Below are 17,753 nucleotides of genomic sequence, written 5' to 3'. Positions count from 1 at the left end.
GTGCCAGACCCCAGACTCTAAAATACATTATAAGCCTATCCTCATCAGCAAATCCCCTATATAATGGAGAAGATTCTGCATTTCTCGTTTGAAGATAGCGCTGGACAAGTAGAATTATTCTTAGTGAAGGAAAAGGTGCAAAACATATGAGTTTATTGACTGTAGCAAATTTAAGCCATGGCTTTGGGGATCGTGCGATTTTCGAGGATGTCTCTTTCCGTTTATTGCAGGGGGAACATATCGGATTAATTGGTGCCAATGGTGAAGGAAAGTCCACGTTCATGAATATTATTACACGCAAGCTAGAGCCCGATGCGGGAACAGTAAGTTGGTCGAAACGGGTACGGGTTGGCTATTTGGATCAGCATGTTGTGCTAAAACAAGGAATGACTATCCGTGATGTGCTACGGACCGCGTTTCAGTATTTATACGACCAGGAGACGGACATGAACGCACTCTTCGAAAAGATGGCTGAAGTGGATGCGGATGAACTAGAGGTCCTCCTTGAGGAGACGGGTCAGATGCAAGAAGAACTGACGCACAATGATTTTTACATCGTTGATTCCAAAGTCGAAGAAGTAGCAAACGGACTGGGCTTAAATGAATTCGGTCTGGATCGGGATGTTCATGATTTGAGTGGAGGTCAGCGGACAAAGGTGTTGCTTGGCAAGTTATTGCTGGAGAAACCAGATATTCTTCTTCTTGATGAGCCGACGAACTATTTAGATGTTGAGCATATTGACTGGTTGCGCAATTATTTGCAGAACTATGCGAATGCGTTTATTTTGATTTCCCATGACATTCCGTTCTTGAATAGCGTTATTCAGCTTATCTATCATATGGAGAACCAAGAGATTACCCGATATGCAGGGGATTATGATGAGTTTTTGCGCGTGCATGAGATGAAGAAGCAACAGGTTGAGGCCGCCTACAAGAAGCAACAAAAAGAAATTTCACATCTCAAGGACTTCGTAGCGCGTAATAAAGCGAATGCGGCGACGAGTCGAATGGCGATGTCCCGTCAGAAGAAGTTAGACAAGATGGATGTTATCGAATTGGATGCGGAAAAGCCGAAGCCTCAATTCGCCTTCAAACAGGCGCGGACACCGGGAAGATTTCTGTTCGAAACAAAAGGACTCGTTATTGGATATGATGAACCGTTGTCAAGGGAGCTGGATTTGACGATGGAGCGCGGATGGAAAATCGCATTGTCAGGTGCGAATGGTATTGGAAAAACGACACTTTTAAAAAGTATTCTTGGGGAAATTCCGGCACTTTCCGGTTCCGTTGAACTTGGAGAGTATTTGGAAATTGGGTATTTTGAACAAGAAGCGAAGACGGACAATAACAATACTTGTCTTGAAGAAGTATGGGAAGCTTTTCCGCATTTTACGCAATATGAAGTGCGTGCCGCTTTGGCTCGATGCGGCTTGACGACTAAACATATTGAGAGCAAGGTGAAGGTGTTAAGTGGTGGGGAACGAGCGAAAGTACGTCTTTGTAAATTAATCAACCGCGAAACGAATCTACTCGTTCTCGACGAACCGACGAATCACCTTGATTATGATGCGAAAGAGGAATTGAAACGTGCCTTAAAGGAATACAAAGGTAGTATCCTGCTAATTTCTCATGAACCTGATTTTTATGAGGGCATTGTGACAGACGTTTGGAACGGTGAAAATTGGACGACCAAAATGTTTTAATCAAGCTTGTGAATTATTTGTCTTTATGTCTTACACGGACACTCTTCACAAGAGAGAGGTAGACTAATTATGGAAGAATATATGAGCTTGAAAAAAGCCGCGTGATATCCAATTATAGTGATTTTCCTGATGATAGAGAGTGACAAAGCTATTCTACATAGGAGAGGAAAAAAGGATGACCGACATGGCTTACTATCATTGTATCAACATTGGGTGCCAGGTTCTAAAGCAACTCGGAATTCAATGAGAAACTGGTTCTCTTAATTTTTTAATTGAGGAAAGGAATCGGAGTTAATGGGATTTTAGAACGTGTGTGTGATATGATGGTAGAACAATAGAATAGGTGGCTCAAGGGTGGTCGGCCCATTCCCGAAAGAAAGGGGGTGGTGCTGATGTCAGTGTTCCAATCATTGATGTTCGCAGTAGCATTCGCAACATTAATCGTATTGATCCTGTCGTTTAACCAAAAACAAAAATAACCCATCCTTGAGTTAGCAGCTCAGATGGGTTACTCCTAATTGTCAGCCGCCCCCTTGAAGGGACCTGCTATTGCACCGACCGCCCGATTTGGTAAATCGGCGGTCTTTTTTAAGTATATTCAACACCTAAGTACATTATACAATTCAAGGAATTGCATTGCAAGAAAGTAATTTTGTTATCAGCTATGAAGAGGGAAATTTAATAAAGTGTTGGGTATCGTGAACGGTCTTTAATGAATTTCTACTTATTTTAGCTCCTATTTTTACTATACGGAGGTGTTTTAATTGGCATTTTTCACAAAGGGTTGGTATGAACAAATGCAGGATGCACATGTATTGACATTGCCGGAATCGGATGAGGAATGGACGGATTTTATTCGTAGTTTTGAAGAGAATGGCGAGGATGTGCACGCTTATTTACAAAGTGAATTGGAGCGGAACAAAGGGCGATTGTTAACAGTGCTGCCAGAGGAGTTTCATTCGTTCATTGAGGATGGTTCAATCAACCAGCCCTACTTGCCAAAAGAGGTGAGGGAGCGACTGCTAATGTGGTCAAATGAAATGGAGCAAAATTACAAGACGGTGCTTGAGCAAGCGCGTCTATATTTTGAATCGATTTGCGATCAAGTACCTGAAAATTTTGTGAAATTGCAGGAGGCGAGGCTGCACGATGCCCGTATTCTTCATATTGCGCATAAAGATGACGCTATTCGTTTGACGCTAGATGGCTCGGGTTCGTTTAATAATGCGGTTTGTATTGTGTTAACCTTTAAAAAGGTGAAGAAAGAACATAGTGATCTACCGCTTGAGGCAGGACAGCATTGGCTGTACGAAGAAGTCGATGTGCATGAGGTAGGTGCAGTCTTTCATGTACTTGTGGATTGTCCGATGACGCAGTGGATGGTTGCCGCGGAGGATGTACTCATCGAGTATTATTACAGGGCAAATAGCTTACCTGTCTGGCGGGTTGGTGAATCGATTACGGGAGCTTCGACTGAAGAACTATCTGGGGTGGAGGAGAGATTACAGGTAGCACTTCCATTGGCATATTCGGAATTGCTTACTGAACAAAATGGGGGTCAGTTAACTCATAGTTTGATTGGGACAGCTGATGCGGTAGTAGATATCGGATGGTTATTTGGTAGTGATCAGCTAGTACGAGATGGTGAGTTTGTTTGGATTGGTCAGCATGTGGCATTGAAATTTAGTGAAAATTCAGAGCCGGTTGTTGTCTATAGAAATGTTGGACAGATAGCTGAAAACTTCGAACAGTTTTTAGGATGCTGTGTATCGACTGACTATATTGATGAGTATGCGATATTTTCAGTCCCTTTAATGGATGAAGAGTTAGAGCCCGCCTTACTTGGAGAAGATTTGGAACGGATGGTACGGGCGTGGAATACGGTGTATCAACGACCGGAGGATTATGTGTCTCTTATTGAAAAAGGCATACTGTTTTTACTTGCGCAGGAGGATGAAAACCTGCTCAACATGGGTTCGACAAATGCGTCTATTTTTGAACACAAAGGGATTTTGACTGAGTTATTTAAAGAAAAATTGAAAGGGTATATGGGCTAATGCTCGATATCTAGTGACACATCGTGCATGTTTTCTTTCGATGTCGATGGTAACCGCTGCGATCGTTGCTACAACAGTCGGGTATTTGTAATGATGGGAAATATAAGTAAGAGTCTCTTTATGAAAAGGAGAGAGTAGACATGAAACTCGATTTATACAGTATAAAAAAGGCTGCTAATTCTATGGAGAGAAGTCTTCAAGTCGTGAGTAGCGAGTTGAAAGCGGAAGAGATTGATGAAGATTTGCTAGAGGTGGTAAAAGCGGGTGTTATTCAAAACTTTGCATTCACATACGAGTTATGTTGGAAATATATAAGAAGATGGTTTGATTTGAATATCAGTCGCGATTTTACAAGCGGCTTAACACGGAAACAGTTATTTCGGCATGCAATCGAAAATAAGCTGATTTCTGATTTTGAGCAGTGGGTCCGTTATCATGAACTTAGGAATTTGACTTCGCATACATATGACCAAGCGATAGCAGAAGAAATCTTTTCAACTGCGGGACAATTTTTGTGTGATGCCCAAAAGTTGATTGCTGCTTTGGAGGAAAGAAATGATTGATATCAGACAAGTTGGTGTAATTAAAGTTCTAAATTTAGACATCATCTGTTAGCGATTGTGAGATTCTTTTAAAAAATCTCTAGCCGATTTTTCGGGAAGTTTCCCAGCCCTTATCAGTTCAACTTCTTTTAAAGCATCCTTCAAATTATTACTTCGGGTGTTAGGAATAGATTTTAATACTGCTTTTGTAGACATATCAACATCCTCCTTTTTACACATACAACCACAACCTTTTCTTCAAAAAGTAATAGTAGTATATGTATTCCTATTGAAAATTATACCAGTCATTTATCAAATAAGCTATTCCAAGAATAGGGTGATAGGGTGACTTACACAGCAATACTCCAAGTGTCTTTCAAAAACAAAATTCATAAAAAAAAGATTTCCGACCATACTTTGAGTATTATTTCAAAGTAGGAGGTTTTTTAATTTGAATAAAACTGAAAATAAATTGTCGGTTTTTGCGCTAGGTGGCATTAACGAAATTGGGAAAAATATGTACGTTCTCCAATATGAAAACGATATCATTGTGATCGATTGCGGTTCAAAGTTTCCTGATGAAAGTTTATTAGGAATTGATTTAATCATCCAGGATATTGCGTACTTACAGGAAAATAAGGATAAGATACGTGCGTTAGTTGTTACCCATGGGCATGAAGATCATATTGGGGGCATCCCATACTTATTAAAACAACTAAATATGCCAATTTATGCGACACGATTAACGCTAGGTTTAATTGAGCTTAGGCTAAAAGAACATGGGCTTCTTAGGCAAACCGAACTAGTTCTGATAAATGCTGATTCGGATTTAGAGTTTGGTACGGTGGGGTTAACGTTTTTCAAAACAAATCACAGTATTCCCGATTGTCTAGGCGTTGTATTTCATACACCTGAGGGGGCAGTCGTACATACTGGTGACTTCAAGTTTGATTTAACGCCTGTGAATGAGGAATATCCAGATATTCATAAGATGGCTAAAATCGGTAGTGACGGTGTATTGCTTCTATTATCGGAAAGCACGAATGCGGAGCGTCCTGGTTTTAATCCATCTGAACAACTTGTAGGCGGTCATATTGAAGAAGCATTCCGCAAAGCCCGCCGGAAAGTATTTATCTCTACATTCGCATCTAATGTCCATCGACTACAGCAAGTGGTAGATGCTGCGCAAAAAACAAACCGTAAGCTTGCATTGCTTGGGCGAAGTATGGTGAATGTGGTAGCGGTCGCATCGGAACTCGGCTATTTAACTATCCCTGAAGGTATGTTAATCGAGAAAAATGAAGTCAAGGGAATGGACCCAGAGAGGATTGCTATTCTTTGCACGGGAAGTCAAGGAGAGCCTATGGCAGCTCTGTCTCGTTTGTCCAGTTCAAATTTCCGTGAGGTAGAAGTTCAGCCTGAAGATACGGTTATTTTTGCCTCAACACCAATTCCAGGGAATGAAAAAAGTGTTTCACGTATTATCGATAATTTATTTCTTTTGGGGGCCAAAGTAATCTATGGTTCAGGAACCGCTACAGGTATGCACGTTTCAGGACATGCTTGTCAGGAAGAACTGAAACTAATGTTAACTTTAATGAAACCTAAATATTTCATTCCCATTCATGGTGAATTTCGAATGCTTTATCAGCACCGCATATTAGCGGAATCCGTTGGAGTGGAAAGAGAAAACATTTTCATTATTAACAATGGTGATGTTGTCGATATTACTAATCAAGTTGCTCGCCAAACACGAAAAGTGCAATCGGGGAATATTTTCGTAGACGGATTGGGTATTGGTGATGTTGGAAATAGCGTGCTACGTGATCGGAAGCTACTTTCTGAGGAAGGTATGCTGGTCATAGTTATTACCTTAAGCAAAACGGATGGTCAGCTAATTTCTGAGCCAGATACAATTTCTCGCGGATTTGTGTATAGTAGCGATTCGGAAGCACTTATGAATGAAGTGAAACAGTTAGTCAAAACGACCATTAACAAATCGCAAGGAGCCAATGGAAACCAAAGAATAAATCTAAAACAGCACATAAAGAAATCGATTGAAACACTTTTATATACTCGGATAAAGAGGAGACCGATGATTCTTCCACTCATTATTGAAATTTAATATCGACCTATGATAAAGGGCGAACTCCTTGCAGTATGGGGGGGCGCTCTTTTTTAGCTTTTTATTTGGATAGGCATTACAAGAAAGAAATGAATTACATCGTCTGCTGGATGAAGAAGTATTTGCTCTGGATCATCCAAAAGATGTTACTATTAAGATGCAAAGATATTTAAAGAACAAATAAAAAACCTTCAAAAAGAGGCGTTATGGTGAGAAATACCAAAGATATTACCGTATTATCAGGAGGGGATTACAATGATCCTAATAAAAATATTGGCACTATTTAATTTTTCTTTTGGGCTTTTTCATCTGTTTTTCTGGAAGTTATTAAATTGGAAAGCTCAGCTTAAAGAATTAACTGCCGTTAACAGAGCAGTTGTTCAAACATTAAATATCTGTTTAACATTCATGTTTTTCTTGGTCGCATATATTTTTTATTTTTCTGCAACGGAAGTTAAAACAACAGGGATAGGCAACATATTACTGTTTGGGATGGGAATATTTTGGTTTATTCGTGCTTTACTGCAATTGTATTTATTTGAAATGAAAGAAAAAATACATAAGGTTCTATTATTTCTTTTTTTTATAGGAGCAGTAATTCATGTAAGTTCAATATTCATACTGTAAGCGAGTTTTTGAATGAGTGCCAAGTGCATTAGACAGACATTTCCCCATCCCACGTCTCAATATCTCTTCTGTCGACGTGCCTTCTACTGGAGTATAAATACTACATCTCAAATCCATATCGCCTTGTACTTGGAGTGCGCAGCCATCGTTTTGAAAAAGTATGAGAATTAGGGTGGTACACATTTAACCGTACTTTCAAAACAACTCATTAGATTCATCGTAATGAGTACCGTGCTTAATATGATTATTCCACTTCTTTCAAAATTGTTTCAATAGAAGCCAATCGAGCTTTTACTTCCTTTAACTCTTCAGCCAAGAACTGTTGTTGGCCCGCGGATTCCTTTTGCAGTTGGGCTGATTCAGCAGCAATATCCTGTACGACTGTTTGATTAGCCGAATCAGGCTTCTTTTTTAATAATTTCACAATAAGAACAATAATAAGGGTGAAAAGTGCTATATAAAAAACAAATGGTAACAAAGAAACAAAATATAGGTTAATCCCCATTTTATTTCCCCTCTTTCTTTTTAATCGATAGTGTTTTTACAGCCTCTGAGATCATCTCTTGATTAATCTGAAATTCAAAAGGTATGAGTTCATAATATTTCATCGCCTTGCCATCATCTGAAAGTTCCATTTCACTTTTCACAATACTAGCCTGCTCTAGTTTTTTTAAATGCATATACAATAACGGCCGACTCATCTCTGCATCCCTTGCTAGCTGACTGACATATTGTCTTCCTACACTCAAAATTGAAATGATATTCAAACGATGTGGGTTGGACAATGCTTCAAAAAGTGCAAGGAGCTCATCGCCGTTTTGTGAAGGATTATTTTTCATTATGATTTACCCGTTTTAGAAACGTTTATGACAAAAAATAGTATACCCATCCCCTTGCTCCTTTCTTTTTTCATGTTCCAATTTCCACTTGTTATTTTCGGAAATCTTTAAAACCCTCTGGTAATAGTACAGCGAGAATTAAATAAAAAACCAAGGAGACTGGAAGAATAACGAACAGGAGTCTAACAATAAGTGGAGAGACAGCAAAAAACTCCGCTATTCCTGCACACACACCCAATAACACTTTATCGGTTGATGACTTCGTTAATCTATTCAGTGGAATACCTTCTTCCTTAAATTTATTTGTAACACCTGAAATAAATCTATTACAGGTGATGCGTTTTGTCAATGTATTAATAGAGTGATTAGCTTTCTTTGCTGCTTTCGGTACTAGGTTCATACATCCACTATTTGATTTCGTGTTCCGTTTTTTTCTATAATTGTGCTAGACTATCTATAAACAAAGTGGATGGGGGAATTTAAAATGAAGGTGTTACAAGATTACATCAAAGCAACAAATTCGCATAAATTTGATGAAGTTAGAAAAGTGCTTCATCCAAATGCAGTTTATTTTTTCACAGATCGAAATTGTACGACTCACGAAGAAATACAGGCATACTTTGAAAACGCTTGGTCAGTGGTGAAAAATGAAAATTATGAAGCACAAGATGTGAAATGGCTATATAGGGGAAGTAACTCCGCAACGTGTACTTATACATATTTCTATGAAGGGTATATCAATGGAAATTATACAAATGGTCATGGAAGAGCCACAAATGTCTTCGTCAAAGAATCAGATGAATGGTTGCTAATTCACGAGCATTTAAGTCCATTATCCAAATGATTTTTTTATGAATGAGCTGATCTGGAAATTGGGTGTTGGCACTCATTCAATCGTGAAAGTTTAAACGAATAGGGGATTTTCAGTGACACCGTTTACTAACATATTCTAAAGGATGTGATGGTTGTGGAATGGTGTTAACTATTCGGAAAGTGCACTACAATTGCATAGAGAAAAATGAAAACCACTCACGTAAAAGGGCTGGTTTTCATTTTTCTCTATGTTTATTTTGTTAAGCAAATTGTAATCAGTGTGTTTCGCACAAGTATCTTAATTTCAGTGTTAGATCAAAACTCTAGAATCTCGTGCATATCGAACATATACGACAAAAAACAGGGCGGCACTTAGTAAGCGTAGGCCGGAGTTAATATACATTGCCGTTTCAACACCTAACGTATCTAGCATCCAAATGCCGATTTGTGGAGCAAGGAAAGCCACGACCGCGAGTAAAACATTGTATGTTGTAATGCAATATGTTCGCGATGCTTCGGGCGATTGTTCGAGCAATAAATTGAATAGCAGCAACAATACACCTGATAAGAAAAAACCTGATGTTGTTTGCACGAGTGTTAAATAATACAAGTTCGTAGATAATACCGTTAAGAATGGTGTTGTTGCCATGCCTATCGCTGCCCACACAAAAATGCGTATGTTTGATTTCCGTTCTGCCCATTTTTTCCATAGCGGAAAAGTCAATATTTGCATCAACATATTTCCAACTGAAAACATACTAATCCAAAAAATTGTTGCTCCAACGATACGTACATGATAAATATTAAAAATTCCCCACGCCATTTGCCACGTGAAATTGAAAAAAAGTGCAGCAACTAAAAACCATACATAGCTGGAATGTTGAAAAATTGACCATTCCATCAATTTCTTCTTCGCTATAGGGCCTTCAATTTTCATTGGTTCTTCTTCATGTTTCATCAATAAAAATACTTCCACTAAACCAAAACAAAATGCGATTGCGAATAACACTTGATAGGCGACTACATTGTCGGATGCGTCTTTCATTAGAATCCCAATCAATAGGGTTGAAACAAGGCCGACCATCGTTAACAACCGGTTGCGATCACTAAAAAATGCTCCTCGCCTCGAATTGCTAACTAAATCACCAATGAGTGTCTGCCATCCCATGTTAGCGACTGTATTTGGCATACTCATAATTGCAATAACCACAAGAAATGCCCAGGCTTGAAACGTAGCCGATGGTAAATAAACAAGCAAAATAATAAGTAAAAACATCAAACGCGCAAGCAACACTGACATCGCGACGAGTTTCTTTTGTTTATGGGCCCGATTTAATAAAATCGCAGCCGGAATCGTCATTAGTAATGCCATAAGTGGTGGCAAGGAACTTATTAAACCAACCTGATAATTCGTTGCGCCTAAAATTGTAATCGCAAAAATAGGAAAGAAGTTATTCGAAAAGTTCAACGCAACGGTCGATGCCATTCCATGATAAATACTAATTTTTTCATTATAAGTCCGCATAATATCTTCACATCCTATAAAATTTTAAACCTTATATTTTGAATTATAGACCTGTATAAAGAGAATACAAGTACTTTGAGACACGAAATTTTTTAGTTATTTCATATTATCAGTGTCAATATTACAAACGAAAGTAAATACTTAGGGATTAAGGGGTTCAAAAATAATACCAATTTGTTTCAAAACTTTTTCTGTATTTTGTTTCGTTAGAAAAATGGTATACTAATGGGAAGAAATGAAAATGATTAGTGTTTTAATATCCGGGTATTCTTATTTTGCAGTGGAGGGCGGGGAAACAATTTGATAAAGCGGCGAAGGAAAGAGCTAAGAAAAAAGAATAATGAACGTTATACAATTGGTGATTTCATCATAGATTTATTATTTTGGATTCCAGAGTTACTATTACTTCCTTTTCGTTTGTTGTTTTTCGGTGTCAGGTCTATTGTACGATACATTTCTGATTTTTGATTGTTAAGGTGTTGGTGATAGAAGTTACTGAACGTGAAGTAGCTTCAGCCGCTATATAATAGTGTGGAAGAACGCACGTGTGAAATAATGGAAGAGTGGTAGTATATGGAATTCCCAAGGGTGGTGCGAGTGACAACATTTGAAACACTTAGGGTAACGTTTACGATTACCTTATTAGTTGTAGCGATGCTGGCATTGAATACAAACCATAAAAAATAACCTACCCTTGTGTTTTGAACGGCTCAGGTAGGTTATTATTAACTATTTTACAGGTAGATCCCCTTTGAGGGCCTGCTATTACAAAGTCGTTTGACGGACCAACGTCAAGCGGTCTTTTTTTAATATACCCTGTTTCTAACGTAAGAATACCAAATCAAAGTTTGCTGTCTATGTAAGAGAAGGAGAGGGGAAATCAGTTGAACAAATTACTACGATTTCGATTTGTACTTACAATTTTTATTTTTACAATTGAATCATTTCTACCTACTGACAATTCTACTTTTTGGGAAGAGGAGTCTGAGGAGTATATAACTGGTCAAGATCAAGAAGTGTTAACGTTTAGGTTAAATGAATTGCAGCATAATGGAAATATAAATGAATCTGTATGTGAACCATTCGAAATCTATGATGAACTAGAGTCGGAATGCCATCCTCCAGAATCCTGTAAAACTTTGGATGAATGCTCCGTTTTGGGTGATGAGTTGGCCGAACAAATACTAGAACGGTTTGGAGATTTGCTTACGGACTATGAATTCGATGGGGAAGGGGATACTTACATCGAACAGGAGCTAGTCAGGTATCGGTTGGATGGCGAATTTTTGACGAATCCGCAGTTTGTGGTCGTTGATAATCAGATTTCTGCCTATCGCGATGATCTTGAAATGCATGTACAGATTTGGGAGATGTTCAGGTATTTAATTCCGGAGAAAGAGCGTAAGATGCTATCCGGCTTTACTATATTTACAGATGGAAACGAGGAGATGCTAGCACAGGTGGAGCCGGATGACGATGATGTCAACAGCTGGTTACTTGGAGTGGACATTATGGATGCAGATGAATCTTTAATACTTAAAAGTACATTACTTCATGAATACGCCCATTTACTTACACTTCAGAAAAATCAAATGGATATGAATGAGGATGTTCTATTCGCGGATGAGGATGATCCTATACATATGACTGCAGCGGCTGCTTGCGACTATTATTTTGTCGATGGTATGGGGTGTACCAAGGAAAATTCCTATTTACATCAATTTTATTTGCAGTTTTGGCAAGACTTAATCGAAGAGTGGCACGAGCGAGGCGTTGCGGATGATGAAGAAGAGATGGAAGAATTTTTTGTGGATTATGAAGACCAATTCGTTACCGATTACGCAGTCACAAGTCCTGATGAGGATATCGCAGAAGTATGGACTTATTTTATTTTATCTCCACGTCCGGATGGGGAGGAAATATGGGAGCAAAAGATATTGTTTTTTCATCAATATCCGGAACAGGTAAAGCTACGAGCCGAAATCCTCTCACGGTTGTTATCCTACTTATCGCAAAATGAAGGGTAGTAAGGAGGGACTTTTTGTTATTTTGTTGTAACGCCCACTCCGTTTTTTCATTGTCTTTGTTTTTGTAAATATCTATAGTATTTTTCCTCCTTCTCTTGTGAAAGCTGTTTAAAGAACCACTTAGAAGGAGGAAAAACTATGTTGAAATTACAAACAGGGCTTGAAGGGCAAAGGGCCTCTTTTGGTGTCGTAAGTGATTGTATTCGAGGGCTTGGCTATCATTTGGGTGGAAATTGGGATTATCATAAAGGATGCTTTGATCACACTTTATGCCGCGAAGGCGGTGAAACCATTTATATCCGTATTCCTTTTTCCGTTAGGCACGGAGAACTTGATGACTATAATGCTTCCATCGAATTTGGAATACCTTTTGTAATCAAGCATGTCGTGCATGTCGGACTAGACAGCGATGAAAGTTCATTAGTAGATGCAACTGGGTTTAGTCAATTCCAAGAACCGATAGATACAGACGGGGAAATTATCAATAAAAACAGATGGATTCATGCAGGCGAAGTCGCCGTAAAAGAACTTATGGATTGTTTGTATGCACAAGAGCACCTGAAATCAGGTTAAAGGAAAACTTCAATTAATGAGGGGTTTTTTGATCCCTCATTAATTGATTTTACAAAAGCTATGCAGTTATCCAATAGAATTCAGCCCCGGAAACGTAATAACCAGATTGCCATCATTATTCACAACCTCAATTAGTTCATCTTCAAAAAGATAGGGAGTATCATTTTTATCTTGTGGTTTAACCTTTTCATAACTATTTTTCACAGATAATATTTGAAATGTAACGGGAATATATCGACCTTTATTAAGTGTTTTCATATTGCCCATTAAAAACACTTCTTTGCTAGAAGCTGCAAAACTTAGGTGTCCTACTTCTTTATTCAAACTTCCAGATACTAATTTGACGCTTTGCAATAAGGAAATAATACACAGAATGAAATCATTGATTATTTCGGAAGACAATTTTTCAAAGCCATGTTTTAGGAATAAAGAATTAAAGCCGTTTCTTATTTCTTTGAACGAGAAAAGATCTTCAATTCTCTTGCTATTTTTTTGTTTCCCCAGAGTATTAATGATCTGCTTACACTCGTCAAGATAGTTCTTTACGTAACCTGAGCATTTTTCTCTATGTACAATGAAATTGCAGAGTTCTTTAATTACTTGATTATCTTGAGCATCTTCTTTCACTACCATTAAAAAACTGTAAAGGTCTTTTTCGTCAAAGCTTCTGTTGGTGAATTTTTCATAATAGTGTTCAACTAACTGTTGTTCTTTTTTATCCATCATTTTTCGCCCCTAACATTCTTCTTTACTTATTTTCAAGGATCTGTTCCTTAATCATAGCACGTGTTGGATCCTATTTTCAAAATACAATTGTTAAGTCAAAAGAGTTCATTGAGTTCTCCTAAAATCACGGGACATTACATTGAAAATACATTACACTATACAAAGAGTGTAAATGGAAATTAGCTAAGTGAATGAATGGCTGGTTATATACCAAGTAATTATATAAGCTAAAATCAGAAGTCAGTTATCTCAAAAGGAGATACTGACTTTTCCTTGTTTGTTAGTTCAGCGGATTGTAGAAAGAAGGCATACCAATGAAACAAGAATCAGCCATACAGAAAGCAATACAGAAAGCAATACGATGCGAATTAGGCGTAACAGATAACGCACGCAAAGGAATTATGAAATTTGCAAAGGATGAGCGTGCTTTATTTTCGATGCAAGAGGCCTTTGATGTACATATTGAAAAGCGCCCGGAAAATAGGCATGGCAATATGTCGTTTTCCATTTTCTTTGATAATGTGACGAATACTACTTTAGCAGCCCACTTAAGCGATCGGGTAGCTGTGATGGAATGTGTGTATAAAAATGAAGGTTTTCTGGCAACCGGTTTTCACGTAAGAGGCAGAAGAGAGCCTGTCCGCACGAACCGACGTCTTGCTGTACGGCTGAAGTTCAATGTTGGTCGTACTTCCGGGGCTGCGATGCCTATTGAATTGTACACGAGTATTCGGGAATTGCCGATTGCAGAAGAACGGTCTGCGTATGTGAAGAAAAGGGTAGCCAGTTGGGAAGGTTATTTGCGAATTCAAGAAAAGAATGCGGATGTCGCGGATATCACAGTGTCTTTTTCGAGGGCCAGTTTAAACGAGGATTTTAGTAAGTTGAGTCTTGTTTGTAGTGGATTGAAGGGACAGGACTGGAATGTGATAAGAGGATTCAGTGCTAAGATGAAAGGCCAGCAAAGTGATATTGGCAATGTAATCAATGCGAATAGAACCAAAAACGTTGTAGAAATCGAGCTAAGTCCTAAATGTAAAGAGATGGCGAGACGAAACGAGTGGCATCCGAAATCGTATAAGGAAGTTGTATTCAGTAACTTTGCCGAGCTTAGCCAAGTAAAGAGGCTAAGGAAAGGATTCAAAGATCTTCAAGATGGGCTAGCGGCCAATTTTAATTTAGAAAAAATCCTTTTCGAAGAGCGACCAACTGTGCGCATATCGAAGAAGCAGAAAGAGCTTGTTTTTCATAACGAGTTAAATAAGTTCCAAAAGGAAGCGGTAACCGGGGCGATGACGTCAAATGATCTTTATGTCATTCAAGGGCCTCCTGGAACTGGAAAAACAACAGTGATTTCTGAAATTTGTCACCAGAACGTAAAGGCTGGGCTACGTACATTGGTTGCTTCTCAGGCGAATCTAGCCGTGGATAATGCGCTTGGCAGATTGCTATCCCATCAAGATATCCGGATATTACGTTATGGACGGACTGACAGTATTGAAGAAGAAGGAAAAAAGTTCATCGAAGAAAATGTCGCCCTTAATTGGAGAAGCCAGACATTACATGCTGTCAATGAACAACTCCAATCTCATTCAAAAAGAGAAGCGCAACTTGAAAACGATTTGAGTTGTTGTGGTGTCGAATTAGAACAACTTCAACATGAATTGGATTTATTGACAGAAAAAATTAGATTGAAGGAAATAGCGCAAGCGGAACATCTTACGCACTCCAATGAAATCAGTAGGCTGACTAAAAAGATTGGATTCTTAACAAAAGAGCTTAAAGAACAGTTAACCAGTCAAGCTGTGTTGAAGGATTTAACCGACAAATTAGCAGTAGAAATCAATCGAATTGAACAAGTCATTCAATCACAAAGTATAAGCCCAGAGACGATTATTCAAATGGAGACAGTAGAAAAAGAAATAGAGCAGCTTCGTCATTACATAAGCTATCGTCAAACATTACAACAGATTGGTGAAACGGTAAATACCCTGGCAATGATCCATAAAGAACTTGAAGTGAAACAAAGTAAGATAAATGGACTGCACGTGTTTTTAAAGGAAGTCCAAACAATTATCAAATTGGATGGATTGAAAAATTGGATGGATTCATATGGAATTATTCCACCTTTCGTTACGAATCAAAAAGTGGTTGAATTAAATCAACTCATTGGCAAGATTAAATCCGCAACGTCTGCCGACACATCCAGCGATTGGAAGAAACTAAATAACCGGTTGCTAAACGCTATTAGCCAAATAGAGCGTGTATTGGCGGACCATGGATATATTAAACAGACAGTGAAGCGAAGTGTAAATCAAAAATACACGTCTGTGATTGACATTAATGGACTTATTGATCGTGTAGCGCGTTTTTTAATTGAACCGTCAACGAAGCGTGTTCTTGATACGCGGAACTATTCTGCTCAAAAATATGATTACCTTCAAAAGATTGCCACTGCTTTGGACATGTTACAAGAAAGGAGGAATCATGCGAAAGCACAGGAAGCAAACTTGGATAAGCTAAATCAGCTGATGCTGGACTCGAAAAAGCTGTTTGCAATCATTAGGGCAGAAATTATAGAGTTTGCGAATCAATCCATTTCGGAAATAGAGCGAGATAAAAAACGCTTGCATCAAGATACTGAAGGTCATGAAGGCCAGCTTAACGACCTCCAGCAAACGAGTTCTAGACTTGTGAAACGACTTGGTACTGTTGATGAGAATGCAACAATTAGCATAGTGAAAGAAGAGTTGGCTGAAAAAGAAGAAATCCATGTCACTTACCAAAAAACGCAAGCATCACTTAAACAATATGCATATGAGCTAGAGAATAAAAAGAACGATGCTGAAGACACGATGAACCTCATGATGAAAAATACAGAAGCGCTTCAGTTACTCAACAAGGATATTGAATTAGTGCATGTTGGAATTGGTGAACGAGAAAAGCAAGTGGAGGTTTTAGCAGAGATTTTGGAACAGAATCTTGATGTTCAGCGTCACCAAGCACTTTCTACTTTCGATGCGCTGTCAGAAAATGTGAAGGTGCTGAAAAAGGATAAAAAGCGATTGCCCATCACGCATAGCCTTCAGCAAGAGTGGTTGTCACTACTTACAGAAGCAAATGCCTATGATCTCGATGAAATTCGAAAGCTGTATGTCCGACATGCGAATGTTATCGGAACAACATGTGTTGCGTCTGCAAGGCGTGACTTCATGGAGGAGTATCCTACATTCGATGTGGTCATTATCGATGAGGTTTCAAAAGCGACACCGCCTGAACTACTACTACCTATGTTAAAAGGGAAAAAGATTATTTTAGTTGGTGATCATCATCAGTTACCACCGCTTGTAGGTCAAGAAACAATTGAGGAGTTTCTCGATGAAATCGATAGTCAGGAAGAAAAGAATGAACTGAAAAAGCTGTTGAAAGAGTCATTATTTGAACGTCTTTTCAGAACATTACCAAAGCAAAATAAGACGATGCTTGGCATTCAGTACCGTATGCATGAAAGTATCATGGAAACGATTACGCCTTTTTATGAAAATGGTCTCCAATGTGGGCTAACGGATTCTGATGCTGCACGTGATCACTTGATTGAATCTCGTTATGTGCAAAGAAATAATCATCTTCTCTGGTTCGATATGCCGAACGAACTGGATTATTTCGAGGACAAAGTAAAAGGCGGAACAAGTCGTTTTAATCAAGCGGAGTTGACGATGATTCAAAATCTCCTACTGGATTTAGAGGGGGCTACTGAACAGGCGAAAAGGGATGGAAGGCTAGTTCCCGACGCTAAAAAGAGTGTCGGTGTAATTAGTTTTTACGGTGAACAAGTGAAGCGGATTGACCGATTGATTCAGCAGGATTTGATGCCACAACATTTGCATTGTAGGACGGGGTCAGTGGACAAGTTTCAAGGGATGGAAATGGACGTTATTATTTTGAGTTTCGTGCGGAATCACCAGGACAAGGGCGGCGACATTGGCTTTGCGAAGGACTATAGACGTCTAAATGTTGCGTTGTCACGTGCGCGAGAGCTACTTATTATTGTAGGGAGTTCGGATATGTTCACAATACGGACGAAAGATGCAAGTTCGAGAGCAATGTATGGACGCCTGTTAGCAGATATCAAAAAGGAAAATGGATTTAGGGATCATGAAGGAACTGTTAAATTGTAGTTTGGGTAGGGGGCGTCG

15 protein-coding genes are annotated in these 17,753 nt (G+C 38.7%); 9 read left to right on the top strand and 6 right to left on the bottom strand.

The annotated features are described in order from the left end of the window. Positions 1 to 146 precede the first annotated feature (146 nt). The 3 genes from H4683_RS13470 to H4683_RS13460 all read left to right on the top strand — a co-directional run bounded on the left by H4683_RS13470 (position 147) and on the right by H4683_RS13460 (position 4,323). Positions 147 to 1,703, top strand: coding sequence for an ABC-F family ATP-binding cassette domain-containing protein (locus H4683_RS13470; protein ID WP_192599340.1), 1,557 nt, complete (start codon positions 147 to 149; stop codon positions 1,701 to 1,703). A 764-nt stretch (positions 1,704 to 2,467) separates the two neighbouring features. Continuing rightward, the gene (locus H4683_RS13465) at positions 2,468 to 3,760 is read left to right on the top strand and encodes a DUF4085 family protein (protein ID WP_192599339.1); all 1,293 of its coding nucleotides are present in this window, start codon (positions 2,468 to 2,470) and stop codon (positions 3,758 to 3,760) included. A gap of 140 nt (positions 3,761 to 3,900) precedes the next feature. Continuing rightward, positions 3,901 to 4,323 (top strand): HI0074 family nucleotidyltransferase substrate-binding subunit, encoded by a 423-nt coding sequence (locus tag H4683_RS13460; protein ID WP_192599338.1) that lies wholly within the window; start codon positions 3,901 to 3,903, stop codon positions 4,321 to 4,323. A 48-nt stretch (positions 4,324 to 4,371) separates the two neighbouring features. On the opposite strand, the gene H4683_RS13455 is transcribed toward H4683_RS13460, so the two are convergent. Continuing rightward, positions 4,372 to 4,518: a hypothetical protein gene (locus H4683_RS13455; RefSeq protein ID WP_192599337.1), complete on the bottom strand. Its 147-nt coding sequence runs from the start codon at positions 4,516 to 4,518 to the stop codon at positions 4,372 to 4,374. A gap of 235 nt (positions 4,519 to 4,753) precedes the next feature. Here H4683_RS13455 and H4683_RS13450 point away from each other — a divergent pair, with 235 nt between their 5' ends. Both H4683_RS13450 and H4683_RS13445 read left to right on the top strand, forming a co-directional pair. Then, positions 4,754 to 6,427 (top strand): ribonuclease J, encoded by a 1,674-nt coding sequence (locus H4683_RS13450; protein ID WP_192599336.1) that lies wholly within the window; start codon positions 4,754 to 4,756, stop codon positions 6,425 to 6,427. Between the two features lie 255 nt (positions 6,428 to 6,682). Further along, entirely contained in the window at positions 6,683 to 7,054 is a 372-nt protein-coding gene (locus H4683_RS13445; protein ID WP_192599335.1) for a hypothetical protein, read from the top strand. Positions 7,055 to 7,298: 244 nt separating this feature from the next. Here the strand turns inward: H4683_RS13445 and H4683_RS13440 are convergent, their stop codons facing one another. The 3 genes from H4683_RS13440 to H4683_RS22200 all read right to left on the bottom strand — a co-directional run bounded on the left by H4683_RS13440 (position 7,299) and on the right by H4683_RS22200 (position 8,293). Beyond that, entirely contained in the window at positions 7,299 to 7,559 is a 261-nt protein-coding gene (locus tag H4683_RS13440; protein ID WP_192599334.1) for a hypothetical protein, read from the bottom strand. Between the two features lies 1 nt (position 7,560). Further along, entirely contained in the window at positions 7,561 to 7,893 is a 333-nt protein-coding gene (locus tag H4683_RS13435) for an ArsR/SmtB family transcription factor (protein ID WP_192599333.1), read from the bottom strand. 91 nt (positions 7,894 to 7,984) lie between these two features. Beyond that, entirely contained in the window at positions 7,985 to 8,293 is a 309-nt protein-coding gene (locus H4683_RS22200; RefSeq protein WP_192599332.1) for a PspC domain-containing protein, read from the bottom strand. Between the two features lie 84 nt (positions 8,294 to 8,377). On the opposite strand from H4683_RS22200, the gene H4683_RS13425 reads away from it, so the two are divergent. Beyond that, positions 8,378 to 8,737, top strand: coding sequence for a YybH family protein (locus H4683_RS13425; RefSeq protein WP_192599331.1), 360 nt, complete (start codon positions 8,378 to 8,380; stop codon positions 8,735 to 8,737). A gap of 279 nt (positions 8,738 to 9,016) precedes the next feature. Here the strand turns inward: H4683_RS13425 and H4683_RS13420 are convergent, their stop codons facing one another. Continuing rightward, entirely contained in the window at positions 9,017 to 10,231 is a 1,215-nt protein-coding gene (locus H4683_RS13420) for an MFS transporter (RefSeq protein ID WP_192599330.1), read from the bottom strand. A gap of 884 nt (positions 10,232 to 11,115) precedes the next feature. On the opposite strand from H4683_RS13420, the gene H4683_RS13415 reads away from it, so the two are divergent. Both H4683_RS13415 and H4683_RS13410 read left to right on the top strand, forming a co-directional pair. Next, positions 11,116 to 12,258 carry a hypothetical protein gene (locus H4683_RS13415; RefSeq protein ID WP_192599329.1) on the top strand — a complete coding sequence of 381 codons (1,143 nt, stop codon included), beginning with the start codon at positions 11,116 to 11,118 and terminating at the stop codon, positions 12,256 to 12,258. A 138-nt stretch (positions 12,259 to 12,396) separates the two neighbouring features. Beyond that, positions 12,397 to 12,831 (top strand): YugN family protein, encoded by a 435-nt coding sequence (locus H4683_RS13410; protein ID WP_192599328.1) that lies wholly within the window; start codon positions 12,397 to 12,399, stop codon positions 12,829 to 12,831. Between the two features lie 66 nt (positions 12,832 to 12,897). On the opposite strand, the gene H4683_RS13405 is transcribed toward H4683_RS13410, so the two are convergent. Further along, positions 12,898 to 13,554, bottom strand: coding sequence for a hypothetical protein (locus tag H4683_RS13405; RefSeq protein ID WP_192599327.1), 657 nt, complete (start codon positions 13,552 to 13,554; stop codon positions 12,898 to 12,900). A gap of 317 nt (positions 13,555 to 13,871) precedes the next feature. Here H4683_RS13405 and H4683_RS13400 point away from each other — a divergent pair, with 317 nt between their 5' ends. After that, positions 13,872 to 17,735, top strand: coding sequence for an AAA domain-containing protein (locus tag H4683_RS13400; protein WP_192599326.1), 3,864 nt, complete (start codon positions 13,872 to 13,874; stop codon positions 17,733 to 17,735). Positions 17,736 to 17,753: the final 18 nt, after the last annotated feature.

The organism is Sporosarcina limicola, from assembly GCF_014873855.1.
Lineage (GTDB): Bacteria > Bacillota > Bacilli > Bacillales_A > Planococcaceae > Sporosarcina > Sporosarcina limicola.
This window is presented reverse-complemented; position numbering and strand designations above follow the sequence as displayed.

Bases quoted from the DNA above. Each gene is read 5' to 3' on its own strand.
- H4683_RS13470 (WP_192599340.1), top strand. From the start codon at position 147: ATGAGTTTATTGACTGTAGCAAATTTAAGCCATGGCTTTGGGGATCGT.
- H4683_RS13460 (WP_192599338.1), top strand. From the start codon at position 3,901: ATGAAACTCGATTTATACAGTATAAAAAAGGCTGCTAATTCTATGGAG.
- H4683_RS13455 (WP_192599337.1), bottom strand. From the start codon at position 4,518: ATGTCTACAAAAGCAGTATTAAAATCTATTCCTAACACCCGAAGTAAT.
- H4683_RS13445 (WP_192599335.1), top strand. From the start codon at position 6,683: ATGATCCTAATAAAAATATTGGCACTATTTAATTTTTCTTTTGGGCTT.
- H4683_RS13440 (WP_192599334.1), bottom strand. From the start codon at position 7,559: ATGGGGATTAACCTATATTTTGTTTCTTTGTTACCATTTGTTTTTTAT.
- H4683_RS13435 (WP_192599333.1), bottom strand. From the start codon at position 7,893: ATGAAAAATAATCCTTCACAAAACGGCGATGAGCTCCTTGCACTTTTT.
- H4683_RS22200 (WP_192599332.1), bottom strand. From the start codon at position 8,293: ATGAACCTAGTACCGAAAGCAGCAAAGAAAGCTAATCACTCTATTAAT.
- H4683_RS13425 (WP_192599331.1), top strand. From the start codon at position 8,378: ATGAAGGTGTTACAAGATTACATCAAAGCAACAAATTCGCATAAATTT.
- H4683_RS13420 (WP_192599330.1), bottom strand. From the start codon at position 10,231: ATGCGGACTTATAATGAAAAAATTAGTATTTATCATGGAATGGCATCG.
- H4683_RS13410 (WP_192599328.1), top strand. From the start codon at position 12,397: ATGTTGAAATTACAAACAGGGCTTGAAGGGCAAAGGGCCTCTTTTGGT.
- H4683_RS13405 (WP_192599327.1), bottom strand. From the start codon at position 13,554: ATGGATAAAAAAGAACAACAGTTAGTTGAACACTATTATGAAAAATTC.
- H4683_RS13400 (WP_192599326.1), top strand. From the start codon at position 13,872: ATGAAACAAGAATCAGCCATACAGAAAGCAATACAGAAAGCAATACGA.